The following is a 12,511-nucleotide window of genomic DNA, read 5'->3' as shown; positions in this document are numbered from 1 at the left end:
ATGCTAAAAGTATTGTTGCTCTTTGTGCTGTTGATCGCCGGGATCGTCGTCGGTCCGATGATAGCCGGTCATCAGGGCTATGTGCTGATCCAGACGGATAACTACAATATCGAAACCAGCGTGACGGGCCTGGTGATCATCCTGATCGTCGCCATGGTCGTCCTGTTTGCGATTGAATGGCTGTTGCGCCGAATTTTCCGCACCGGCGCACATACCCGTGGGTGGTTTGTGGGTCGTAAACGTCGTCGCGCCCGTAAGCAGACCGAACAGGCGCTGCTCAAACTGGCAGAAGGTGACTATCAGCAGGTTGAGAAGCTGATGTCGAAAAATGCCGATCATGCAGAACAGCCAGTAGTGAATTACCTGCTGGCGGCAGAAGCGGCTCAGCAGCGCGGTGACGAAGCTCGCGCCAACCAACACCTTGAGCGTGCTGCCGAACTGGCGGGAAATGATACGATCCCGGTAGAAATCGCTCGCGTTCGCCTGCAACTGGCGCGTAATGAAAATCACGCCGCACGCCACAGCATAGACAAACTGCTGGAAGTAACGCCACGTCATCCGGAAGTGCTGCGTCTGGCTGAGCAGGCCTACATTCGCACCGGCGCATGGAGTTCCTTGCTGGATATCATCCCATCCATGGCAAAAGCGCATGTGGGTGATGACGAGCACCGCGCCATGCTGGAACAACAGGCATGGGTTGGCTTGATGGATCAGGTCCGCGCCGATCAGGGCAGCGAGGGGCTGCGTGCATGGTGGAAAAACCAGAACCGTAAAACCCGTCATCAGGTTGCTTTGCAGGTAGCAATGGCTGAACATCTGATTGAGTGTGACGATCACGATACAGCGCAGCAGGTCATCATTGATGGTTTGAAACGTCAGTACGATGACCGCCTGGTGCTACCGATCCCGCGTCTGAAAACCAATAATCCGGAACAGATAGAGAAAGTGTTGCGCCAGCAGATTAAAGCCGTGGGCGATCGCCCGTTGCTGTGGAGTACGCTGGGTCAGTCGTTAATGAAGCATGGGGAATGGCAGGAAGCCACGCTCGCCTTCCGTGCCGCTCTCAAACAGCGCCCGGATGCCTATGACTACGCCTGGCTTGCTGACGCGCTGGACAGACTGCATCAACCGGAAGAAGCCGCCACCATGCGTCGTGATGGCCTGATGTTGACGTTGCAGAACAACAATCCCCCGCAGTAACTCCTGAATGCCCGGTGGCGCTTTCGCTTACCGGGCCTACATATTTTTCATCTCGTATACACAAAATCATTCGAGAAGCAGCTCGAAGGATTTTGTGTATGCATAAAAAAACGCCCGCTCGGTAAGGAGCAGGCGTTAAACAGGTCTGTATGACAACATAAATGGGTGCTTCACTCAACGTTATGTCCATGGTGTTTGATGAGGCTACGCGACATCTGTCTGTGGACGATAAGCACCGTAAACGGCTCTGCATCATTCCTGAGTTTATGAGGCCAGAGGGCGAACATAAGAGATGGAATGAGCATCTACCCGCATATTATTGCACAAGGCATGCCACGATTGCACTGCAAAAACCAGGTATTCGGACTTTTTAAGACATCAGGTAATTCGCGGGAATAAAGGCTGAGAAGGGAAAATCAGAAAACAAAAAACCCCGCCGAAGCGGGGTTCAAAATTGGTCGGCGAGAGAGGATTCGAACCTCCGACCCACTGGTCCCAAACCAGTTGCGCTACCAAGCTGCGCTACTCGCCGTTTTACTGCTTTTTGAATTTTTAGTTCAATTCTTTAAGTCGTGGTGCGAGGGGGGGGACTCGAACCCCCACATCCTAAGGACACTAACACCTGAAGCTAGCGCGTCTACCAATTCCGCCACCTTCGCATTTCACAACTTTAAATTAATGGGGTGGCTAATGGGATTCGAACCCACGACAACTGGAATCACAATCCAGGGCTCTACCAACTGAGCTATAGCCACCACTGCAAATCTTTTACGCGGTATTAAAACCACCGCAGCTCTGGCACCCTACTAAATGGTGCGCCCGACAGGATTCGAACCTGAGACCTCTGCCTCCGGAGGGCAGCGCTCTATCCAGCTGAGCTACGGGCGCTTAGCGCCGTTGCGGGGCTGGATATTACGGAGGTCTCGGTCTTCTGTCTAGTGCTTTTTTAAAATAAATTATCGTTTGGTCATGGTTTGTGCGTTTTGTCGCTTATTCCCGCAATTTATGGGCTGTGCCATGACGATTCAGACCAAAAACCTTATAAATGAACGTCACGGCCAACAAGAAACCCATGCCAACAAAAAGCGACATTCGGGTATCTTCATTAAAGTACATGCCAATTAATACGCAAATCAGGAACGCCATCGTCAAATAATTCGCCCACGGGAACAGAATGGAGCGGAATGGATGACTGGCAATCGCCGCTTTATGCGCCTGACGGAAACGCAGCTGGCTTATCAGGATCACAAACCACGGCACCATCCCCGGCAACACGCTGGCGCTATAGACATAAACAAACACGCGCTGCGGATTGGGAATGATGTAGTTCAGGCACGAACCAATCAGCAGGATCGCGATAGAAATGGCCACGCCGGCAACCGGTACGCCATGGCGAGAAACTTTCCCAACAGCGGCGGGGAGCTGGCGATTCTTGGCCAGCGCGTAGAGCATACGCCCACAGCTGTACATGCCGCTATTACAACCCGACAGCGCCGCCGTCAGGACCACAAAGTTAATAATCCCCGCCGCGGCGGTAATACCAATCTTGGCAAAGGTGAGAACAAACGGACTGCCGTTGCTGCCAATCTCATTCCACGGGAAAATAGTGACGATAACAAAAATTGCGCCAACGTAGAAAATCAGGATACGCCACAGCACTTTACCTACCGCGCTACGCAGCGTGACCTGTGGGTTCTTCGCTTCACCTGCAGTAATGCCAATCAGCTCCACGCCCTGGTAAGAAGCCACGACAATACACAATGCTGTCAGGAAGCCCTTCCAACCACCGGCAAAGAAACCGCCGTGTTCGGTCAGGTTGCCAAAGCCGATCGCCTGACCGCCATTACCAAAACCGAAGAAAATCACCCCTAACCCAATGACGATCATCACAATGATGGTGGTCACTTTGATCATGGCAAACCAGAACTCAATTTCACCATACAAGCGAACTGCGGCGAGGTTCGCCAATGCAACCAGTCCGACCGCGATCAGTGCGGGTATCCATTGCGCCATTTCCGGGAACCAGAACTGGACGTACACCCCGATGGCGGTAATCTCTGAGATCCCCACCGCCATCCACATAAACCAGTATGACCAGGCGGTGAGATAGCCAAAGAAGGGGCTCATATAACGGTGAGCGTAAACAGCGAATGAACCGGCAACCGGCTCGAGGAATAACATCTCCCCCATAGAACGCATAATGAAAAATACGAACAGCCCGGCGACGATATACGCCAGCAGAACCGAAGGTCCCGCCCATTTCAGGGTACTGGCGGCCCCCATAAACAGCCCGACGCCAATAGTGCCCCCGAGGGCAATTAATTCGATGTGACGAGCCTCCAGCCCACGCTGTAGCTCAGGTTTGTTCTCGGCCATAAATCCTCTTGTTGTGTTTGCATGCTGTCCGGTATTACCGGTTCTCGTTATGGGTACATCTTGTTATGTCATAACAGGCTATACGACACCGACCGCTTAGCAGTTGGCGTCAAAACTCCACGGCACTGAAATGATTGTTGCGAATGGTTTCCTAAAATCGCTTAAATGGCAATTAAAGCATTCAAAAAATGAATATATTGTGCGAGAAAGCAGCGATTATGTTGTGAATAAGTAGCGTAATTAGCAGATCACGCTACTTATCAGAGGAGAGAGGGCGTCAGAGGTTGCCGGTATAGTGCCAGCGTAGATAGCGTAATAAGCGAAGTTGTCGAGTAATACGGCTCGGTTGCGACAATAAGCGATACAGCCACTCCAGCCCCAGATTTTGCCAGATTTTAGGCGCACGCTTAACGTGACCGGTAAAGACGTCGTAGGTGCCACCCACGCCCATATACAGCGCGTCAGGGTGAGTCTTGCGGCAATCACGCATAAAGATCTCTTGTTTCGGCGACCCCATCGCCACCGTCACAATTTGCGCGCCGCTGGCGTGAATACGCTCAAATAACGCCTGACGCTGCTCTGAGGTAAAATAACCATCCTGGCTACCCACAATGTTCACACGCCACTGTGCACGTAGTTTTGCCTCTGTTTGCGCCAGAACTTCAGGCTTGCCACCAACCAGGAAAACAGGCGTTCCGTTTTGCCCGGCTCGCGCCATCAGCGCTTCCCAAAGGTCAGCACCGGCCACACGTGAAACCTGCGCCTGTGGGAATTTTTTGCGCACCGAACGCACCACGCTAATCCCATCCGCATATTTGAACTCCGCGGCGTTGATCAGCTCCCTCACTTCAGGATTATCTTCTGCTGTCAGCATTTTCTCAGCGTTGATAGCCACCAGCGTTCCTGACCTGAGGTGTCCTTCGGCAAACAGGTAATTCAGCGCATGTTGCATATCGTGCCAGCCAATCAGTTGTAATCCGCGCAGCGAATACAGCGGCGCAGTTATGTTATCTGTCATTACGATCCTTCAATTTGTGTCCGGGGCAGCGACTTGATTCGTTTATGGATGAGTCCTGCGCTATCGAATAGCCAAAACAGCAGTTTTGCCATCAGTAGGCAAACGCCAAAAATCACGAGGAAAAAGACCACTCGCGAGACAAACGAATCCAGCCCTTCACGTGCCAACACGATCATATTGAAAATGGCGCCAAAACAGAAACTGTGCAAAATCGCCGCTTTATAGCGATTGGTTTCTTGGTTACCTAGCTCATACAGCCAGTCGAACCACTTGATAATGAGTCCAACGACAATCGCGCCTAATGGTATAAAAAGCGCCCCGCCCATCACCACCAGTGAACCAATTAACGTCGGCGAAATCGCCAGTCCCGAGTGGTTGTTCAACACTTCCCAGGTAAAGTAGTTCGCTGAGTTGAGTACAATACTCGGCCGCCCAGGCCACAGCCAGGAAGGGATAAAGACATAGAAGTCACGAACAATCGGCGCCAGCCCCTGGAACTCAATATTGTGGTAATTCTGCAGCAACAGCGCCAGGTTCTCCCACGGCGAGAAGGTGTCGCGCGTAAGGTACAGGAACGTATAGAACGCCTCATCGCCGCTAACGCTCATTCCGTAGCGCTTCAAGGCCAGCCAGAACATCCCGACAATACCCAGCACGCCTGCGGCGACCAACATCCACAGCGAAATCCAGCCGCGAATAATGCCGATAAACAAGAAGATGGCAAACGCAATGATGATATTGGCGCGCGTCCCGCCCACAATCATATAGGTCAGCAAACCAAACGCGACGGTGCTCACCAGGAAGAACAACCACGCTTTGCTGTCCTGACGCAGGAAATAAACCACCAGCATGGCCGGAATGAAGAAGTAGAAGAAACGCTTCAGAGCGACCCCAGAGACTTCGCTGGAAAAAATCTGGCTATAGGATTGCAGTCTGAACAGCAGGAATCCGTTGTGCATAAAGAAGACGCCCACGCTCACCAGCGCAATCGCCATCAGGATAACCCAGGTCAAATGGGCTTCAACGCGATTGATAGTAAACAGCGGCCTGCGCGGCTTACCCTCTACTCGCTTACGCAATCGCGTTTTATACGTCACGTAGTAGACGGCATAGAAACAGGCTGCTGACAGCAAGGCCTGCAGCAGGATCTCCGGCGGAGCCACTGCCACATCAAAGCGGAACACCAGGATGCTGGTTAACGGGAATCCGAAGAAGAACGTCAGCAAGAACAACAATGAGAAGAAAACATTGAAGTTAAAACGTACGCGGCGGAACTCAAACCAGGTCAGCGTGGCGATAAACAAGGTGGAGAGCAGCCAGACTACCAGCAGACCGCTGAATTGCATCAGGCTCATACGGTTTCTCCTGAAGCAATGCGCAGCGCGTTATACCACGGCTGCAGATAATTCGGGCTAAAGAAGGTAATCGTGTTTTTATCTACCGATGCCAACTGGCGCTGCGCTTCACGTACGACGCCTTCATTGAGATCATCCGTGGTAAATAACACCGGAAGATTCTGTTCCACCATATCCTGCCAGAAGGGATTTTCACGGTTGAGCACGCACGGGATACCCGCCTGGATCAGCAAACACAGGGTACCGATCCCCTGCTGCCGGGCAAAAATAAAGTAACCCAAATCGCATTGCCGCAATAATGTTAGATAGGCATCAAATTCCAGCTTTTCACTTAAAATTTGCAGATTATCAGCGCTAAATAATGCCATACCGGCCTGGCGAACCTCGTCGATATAGGCATCATTATTGGCGGGGTAACCCATCGGCACAATCACGTTCACCGTGTCGCCGAACTGCTGATGGACAGCACGCAGCGCGGCAACATGCTCATTGCTGCAATCGCCAGAGTTGCCAACCAGCACCGTCATCTTGCCGCTGCGCTGACAATCATTGCTCATGTTATTGAGTGAAGGATCCATTCGCGTTGGGAAATAGAGCAACTCACCCCGTACATGCGGATGCTGCTCGGCGAAATAACGTAAATCGCCCCGCGTGGCAAATACGCAGCCCACGCGGTTCTGCGCCATGCGGCGAATCGGGTAAAACAGGCGGAATTTCAGCCCACTGGAGACTTCGTATAAATCAGCACCCCAGATATGCCAGTAAAACTGCGTCGGTTTAATTCCCCCGCCCAGCAGCGCCAACCACAGGCTGGTGTTGAACTGACCGTGGAAGAAGAATCGCTGTTGGCGATTCGCTTTTGCTTTCGCGATAACTGCTTCGGCTAACGCTTTTTTCCCGCTGTAAAAACTCAGCGATAACGCCGGGCAGCTCTCACTGAATCCCGCATCCTGACCGGCAACCATAAACGTGCGCGCGTGCTCGCTCGTCGCGGCAAGCGAGTCGTTGAAAAACCGCAACACGGTTTGGTTATGGTGAGGGATATCCGATCCCAGAACGTGAATCAGTACAGTCATGCCCGCCTACGCCAGAGTAAAAACACGCCACAACAAAGTGAAAAATAGACGATGTACGTTGCCATATAAGCCTGTGCCGCTCCCAGCGCACCATGTGCAGGGATCAGCCAGTGAGCAAACATCGTCAATAACATGAACTGGCTAATTTCAGCCAAAATATAAAACCGCAGCGACGCTTTCGCGATCACCAGATACCCAAAGACATACGCCCCAACTTTTAGTACATCGCCAACCAGTTGCCAGGCAAACAGATCGCGCATGGCGGTGAATTTTGCGGAGAAAAGCAGCCAGATAGCAAAGTCACGCAGTAGCCAAACGGTAAAGCTCGCGGCGGCAACTGCTGGTAACACGAACTTCAGCGACTTAACCACCTCGCGCGTAATGTCGCGCTTTTCAGTCAGTCGCGACAACGTCGGCAGCAAGTAAACACTGAATGAAGCGGTAATGAATTGCAGATAAGCATCAGAGATACTGCTTACCCCCTGCCAAATCCCCACATCATCCCAACTGTACTGCGCCGCCAGCAGGTTTCGCATCATCACGTATGCCACAGGCAACGTTACGGAGGTAATCAGCGCCATCAGCGTAAACTTGCTTAGCTGTCCAGCCAGACCGTTATCCCACGAGGGTTTCAGGTAATGCAGCGGAATCGCCCCACGCTTAATCAGCATAATAGCGGCGGGGATAACGACCAACGCGGGCACTAACGCCAGACCCAGCAAAGCGCCTTCATACCCTCCCAGGCGATAACAGCCATAATAAGCCACTACGCCCACCAGACTACCCACAATCAGCGACAGCGCGTTACCCGCCGCATCGCGAACCCCCTTCATCAACGCCAGCAGCAGATTCGCCCAGGCAATGCCCATCTGCACCAGCGCAACCAGTCTTACCAGCCCCTGATAATGAGTATGACCAAACAATCCCTGACTGATTGGTGCGGCCGCCAGCAGAAAAATCACCGCCATCAGCGTAGAGAATCCCAGCACCATCGCGGAAGAAGTACCGACGACCTTGCGGAGCCGGTTCGGATCGTCATGGTGCTGCGCAACATATTTCGTGACGCCGTTGAAAATGCCGGCCCCCGCCAGGACACCAAGCACGGTGACCATCTGGCGGAAGTTACCCGCCTGCCCCACGCCTGCCGGGCCAAACGACACCGCCAGCAGCTTCACGACCAGCAAACCCGCACCAATTTTTACCAGCGTACTGGCTGCCGTCCATAAGGACGCTTTAGCAAGCGACATTTCAGGCGAAGTAGTTGAGTAAGGTCGAAATTACCGTTCGCTGGTTGACCGGCGACAGGTTGTAGAACAGCGGTAAACGCAGCAAACGCTCGCTCTCTTTGGTGGTGTAACGATCAACACCGGCAAATACGCCGAATTTGTCGCCAGCCGGGCAATCATGCAGCGGGATGTAGTGGAACACCGCCATAATTTCAGCTTCTTTCAGGAAGTTAATCAACGCCGTGCGATCGTCGATATCGCGCAGCTTGATGTAAAACATATGGGCGTTTTGCACGCAGCCGTCTGGTACAGAAGGCAGCTCGATACGTCCAGCACGCGCCAGCGGTTCAAGAGCATCATAGTAGTTCTGCCACAGCGTCAGACGCTGCTGGTTAATGCGGTCCGCTGCTTCCAGTTGCGCCCACAGATAGGCGGCCTGTAGATCGGACATCAAATAGCTGGAGCCGATATCACGCCAGGTATATTTATCTACCTGGCCACGGAAAAACTGGCTGCGATTTGTCCCTTTTTCACGGATGATCTCTGCACGTTCGACTAATTTTTTATCATTAATCAGCGTCGCGCCGCCTTCACCACCAGCGGTATAATTTTTGGTCTCATGAAAGCTAAAGCAACCGATGTGACCAATCGTCCCCAGCGCCCGACCTTTGTAAGTCGACATAACGCCCTGGGCCGCATCTTCCACCACAAACAGGTTATGTTTGGTCGCCAGCGCCATAATAGTATCCATTTCGCAGGCCACACCCGCGTAATGCACCGGCACAATAGCGCGGGTTTTGTCGGTGATCGCCGCTTCAATCAGCGTTTCGTCAATGTTCATGGTATCCGGGCGGATATCAACAAAGACAATTTTCGCGCCTCGCAGCACGAAAGCATTGGCCGTGGAGACAAACGTATAGCTTGGCATAATGACTTCATCGCCAGGCTGGATATCCAGCAGCAATGCCGCCATCTCAAGCGATGCGGTGCAGGAAGGCGTCAGCAATACTTTCTCGCTGCCAAAATGCTGTTCCAGCCACTGCTGGCAGCGACGGGTAAAACCGCCATCGCCACACAGTTTGCCGCTGTTCATCGCAGACTGCATGTAATCGAGTTCAGTGCCCACCACCGGCGGTGCGTTAAATGGAATCATCGTGTCACCTGTATAACCAATACGCGGTGCTTTCCACATTCGCACCACTGTGTATATAACGTTTAAGCGCGGCGGTATTGCCCATTTGGGTCGCCACACGCAGTGCTGTTTTACCGTGAGCCTGCGCCCAGCAAAGCGCGGCCTGCATCAGTTCTGCTCCCGCCCCACGCCCGGCTAGCAGGCCAATTCGCGCCTCGGTCGCATTCAGTTCACGCAGCGAGACATAGCCACGAATCTCACCTGTTGGTGTACGAAAAACGAGGCATTGATGATCGAACGTCCCCAGCACCGCGTTTTCAATCCACTGCGCATAAAAACGCGCGCTGGCATCTGCGGCATACCACGGGGCGCGAAAACGACTTTGCGCGAACGCCTGTCCTGCCAGATGGCGTAATGCAGGGATATCCGTAGTTTGTGCGACCTGCGCACCGGGGTCACCATGCGCACACGTCACTGGCAGCACAAAATCTACTTCACCTTCAACCAGTGAGAAGCCCAGCTGTTGCAGGGCATCTAATGCTTGGGTATTGGCGGCAGGTATTTTTGCCTGTACCCGCGACCAGGGCTGCAACGCATCCGCAGTCAGAACCGACGCGTGTTGGTCAAAACGCACAATAGCGCTATGCACGCCAAAGAACGTATTTTCCCAGCTAAGCGGCTCAATACTGGCGCGGATTTTCACCGCCAGACCCCTTTGGTATCAACGACATATTGCTGGTGAACCGCATCGCCTTTAATGGCTTTAAATTCATTGTGGTCGACCAGCAAGACCAGCACATCGGCGCTTCCCAGGGCATCGTCCAGCGTTGCCAGTTGGCACAGACCGTCCAGTTTTTTCGGCAGTTGATGGATATTCGGTTCCACCACCAATGTTTCGCCTTTGTGCCAATGCGCGATACTTTGCGCAATTCCCATCGCCGGGCTTTCACGTAAATCATCAATATTCGGTTTAAATGCCAGACCAAAACAGGCAATTTTCACTTCGCTGGCCCGTTTATTGGTATCCGCCAGACAGTCGGCCACGGCAGCTTTTACCCGATCGACCACCCAATGAGGCTTACCGTCGTTTACCTCACGCGCGGTGCGAATCAATTTCGCCTGCTGCGGGTTCTGCGCCACGATAAACCACGGATCAACCGCGATACAGTGCCCGCCAACACCCGGACCCGGTTGCAAAATATTCACGCGCGGATGGCGATTTGCCAGGCGAATCAGTTCCCAGACGTTGATCCCCTGATCGGCGCAAATCAGCGACAACTCATTAGCGAAGGCGATATTGACGTCGCGGAAGCTATTTTCAGTCAGCTTGCACATTTCCGCAGTGCGGGCGTTGGTCACGACACATTCACCCTCAAGGAAAATGTTGTACAGTTCGCTAGCACGCGCGGAACAGACAGAGGTCATTCCCCCAATCACGCGGTCGTTTTTAATCAGTTCAACCATCACCTGACCTGGCAGCACGCGTTCAGGGCAATAGGCAATATTGACGTCAGCCTGTTCACCGACCTGCTGCGGGAAAGTCAAATCAGGACGTATTTCAGCTAGCCATGTGGCCATCTGTTCGGTAGCCCCGACAGGCGACGTCGATTCAAGGATCACCAACGCGCCTTTTTTCAGCACCGGAGCAAGAGACTTGGCTGCGGCTTCCACATAAACCATATCGGGTTCGTGCTCCCCCTTAAACGGAGTAGGCACAGCAATCAGATAGGCATCCGCATCTACAGGGGTTGTGGTCGCACGCAGAAATCCATTTTCGACCGCCGTTTTCACCACGGCGCCCAAATCTGGCTCAACGATATGAATTTCACCGCGATTAATGGTATCCACCGCGTGTTGATTTACATCTACGCCAATCACATGCTTTTGACGGGAAGCAAAGGCAGCCGCCGTCGGCAGTCCGATATAACCCAGCCCAATGACAGAAATGGTCGTAAAACTCATAGCGATATCCGATTATTTTTTAACGCGTGTAAAATGCGGCCACATGCCTGCCCGTCACCATACGGATTATGGGCGCGGCTCATGGTCTGATATTCATTATCGTCATGCAGCAAACGCGTGACTTCTTCGACAATACGCTGCGGGTCTGTCCCTACCAGACGTACTGTACCTGCAGTAATCGCTTCCGGACGTTCCGTCGTTTCGCGCATCACCAGTACCGGTTTCCCCAAAGATGGGGCTTCTTCCTGAATCCCACCGGAGTCGGTCAGGATCAGCCAGGCATGATTCATCAGCCAGACAAACGGCATGTAATCCTGCGGTTCAATCAGGATGACGTTTTCAACGTGACCCAGAATGCGATTAACCGGTTCGCTAACGTTAGGATTCAGGTGCACCGGATAGACAATCTGTACGTTCTGATTAGCCGCAGCAATTTCCGCCAGCGCGTGGCATATGCGTTCAAAACCGCGACCGAAGCTTTCACGACGATGACCGGTCACCAGTATCATCTTTTTATCCGAGCTCAGGAAAGGATAATGCTCTGCTAATTCAGCACGCAATTCATCGTTCGCCAGTACGCGGTCGCGAACCCAGATCAACGCATCAATCACCGTATTGCCTGTGACGAAAATACGATTTTCGGGAATAGCTTCCCGTAACAAATTTTGGCGCGAGTTTTCTGTTGGCGCAAAATGATACATAGCCAGACGCCCGGTCAGCGTACGGTTCGCCTCTTCCGGCCAGGGAGAATAGAGATCACCAGTACGTAAACCAGCCTCTACATGCCCCACCGGGATGCGCTGATAGAACGCAGCCAGACTCGTGGCAATGGTGGTCGTGGTATCACCATGAACCAACACCACATCAGGTTTAAAATCAGCCAGAATTGGCTTTAATCCTTCCAGTATTCGGCAGGTAATTTCTGTTAGTCCCTGACCTGGCTGCATAATGTTGAGATCGTAGTCAGGTACAATGGAAAAGAGGTTCAACACCTGATCGAGCATCTCGCGATGCTGCGCCGTGACGCAAACTTTTGCCTCAAAATCAGGATCTTTTGCCAACGCATGAACCAGAGGTGCCATTTTTATGGCCTCTGGTCGCGTGCCAAATACAGTCAGTACTTTCACATCGATTCTCTTCGGATTGGCAGTGAGGGCCCAGCCCCT

10 protein-coding genes and 4 tRNA genes are annotated in these 12,511 nt (G+C 52.7%); 1 reads left to right on the top strand and 13 read right to left on the bottom strand.

All coding sequences use genetic code 11. The features are described 5' to 3' along the window. Window positions 1–1,200, top strand: a complete 1,200-nt coding sequence (gene hemY, locus E6P06_RS03790) for a protoheme IX biogenesis protein HemY (protein WP_003017958.1) — start codon at window positions 1–3, stop codon at window positions 1,198–1,200. Between the two features lie 455 nt (window positions 1,201–1,655). Here the strand turns inward: hemY and E6P06_RS03785 are convergent. The 13 genes from E6P06_RS03785 to wecB all read right to left on the bottom strand — a co-directional run bounded on the left by E6P06_RS03785 (window position 1,656) and on the right by wecB (window position 12,472). Beyond that, a tRNA-Pro gene (locus E6P06_RS03785) sits at window positions 1,656–1,732 on the bottom strand. Window positions 1,733–1,773: 41 nt separating this feature from the next. Next, window positions 1,774–1,859, bottom strand: a tRNA-Leu gene (locus E6P06_RS03780). Window positions 1,860–1,879: 20 nt separating this feature from the next. Beyond that, window positions 1,880–1,955, bottom strand: a tRNA-His gene (locus tag E6P06_RS03775). 56 nt (window positions 1,956–2,011) lie between these two features. Continuing rightward, a tRNA-Arg gene (locus E6P06_RS03770) sits at window positions 2,012–2,088 on the bottom strand. Window positions 2,089–2,190: 102 nt separating this feature from the next. Then, a complete protein-coding gene (locus E6P06_RS03765; RefSeq protein ID WP_003017961.1) occupies window positions 2,191–3,576 on the bottom strand; it encodes an amino acid permease in 1,386 nt (461 codons plus the stop codon). 277 nt (window positions 3,577–3,853) lie between these two features. Next, window positions 3,854–4,594 carry a lipopolysaccharide N-acetylmannosaminouronosyltransferase gene (wecG, locus tag E6P06_RS03760; protein ID WP_139934955.1) on the bottom strand — a complete coding sequence of 247 codons (741 nt, stop codon included), beginning with the start codon at window positions 4,592–4,594 and terminating at the stop codon, window positions 3,854–3,856. Continuing rightward, window positions 4,594–5,949, bottom strand: a complete 1,356-nt coding sequence (gene wzyE / locus E6P06_RS03755) for an ECA oligosaccharide polymerase (RefSeq protein ID WP_003017967.1) — start codon at window positions 5,947–5,949, stop codon at window positions 4,594–4,596. The genes wecG and wzyE overlap by 1 nt, the downstream gene beginning before the upstream one ends. Then, window positions 5,946–7,025 carry a TDP-N-acetylfucosamine:lipid II N-acetylfucosaminyltransferase gene (locus E6P06_RS03750; protein ID WP_139934954.1) on the bottom strand — a complete coding sequence of 360 codons (1,080 nt, stop codon included), beginning with the start codon at window positions 7,023–7,025 and terminating at the stop codon, window positions 5,946–5,948. Before E6P06_RS03750 ends, wzyE begins: the two co-directional genes overlap by 4 nt. Continuing rightward, a complete protein-coding gene (gene wzxE, locus E6P06_RS03745; RefSeq protein ID WP_139934953.1) occupies window positions 7,022–8,272 on the bottom strand; it encodes a lipid III flippase WzxE in 1,251 nt (416 codons plus the stop codon). Before wzxE ends, E6P06_RS03750 begins: the two co-directional genes overlap by 4 nt. A gap of 1 nt (window position 8,273) precedes the next feature. Beyond that, entirely contained in the window at window positions 8,274–9,404 is a 1,131-nt protein-coding gene (gene rffA / locus E6P06_RS03740; protein ID WP_049015812.1) for a dTDP-4-amino-4,6-dideoxygalactose transaminase, read from the bottom strand. A gap of 4 nt (window positions 9,405–9,408) precedes the next feature. Then, window positions 9,409–10,086: a dTDP-4-amino-4,6-dideoxy-D-galactose acyltransferase gene (gene rffC, locus E6P06_RS03735; RefSeq protein ID WP_003841192.1), complete on the bottom strand. Its 678-nt coding sequence runs from the start codon at window positions 10,084–10,086 to the stop codon at window positions 9,409–9,411. After that, entirely contained in the window at window positions 10,083–11,345 is a 1,263-nt protein-coding gene (wecC, locus tag E6P06_RS03730) for a UDP-N-acetyl-D-mannosamine dehydrogenase (RefSeq protein ID WP_139934952.1), read from the bottom strand. The genes rffC and wecC overlap by 4 nt, the downstream gene beginning before the upstream one ends. After that, window positions 11,342–12,472 (bottom strand): non-hydrolyzing UDP-N-acetylglucosamine 2-epimerase, encoded by a 1,131-nt coding sequence (gene wecB, locus E6P06_RS03725; protein ID WP_032950621.1) that lies wholly within the window; start codon window positions 12,470–12,472, stop codon window positions 11,342–11,344. The genes wecC and wecB overlap by 4 nt, the downstream gene beginning before the upstream one ends. Window positions 12,473–12,511 lie beyond the last annotated feature (39 nt).

Origin of the sequence: Citrobacter sp. CF971 (assembly GCF_006385635.1) — a bacterium.
In the GTDB taxonomy this organism is placed as follows: Bacteria; Pseudomonadota; Gammaproteobacteria; order Enterobacterales; family Enterobacteriaceae; genus Citrobacter; species Citrobacter freundii.
This window is presented reverse-complemented; position numbering and strand designations above follow the sequence as displayed.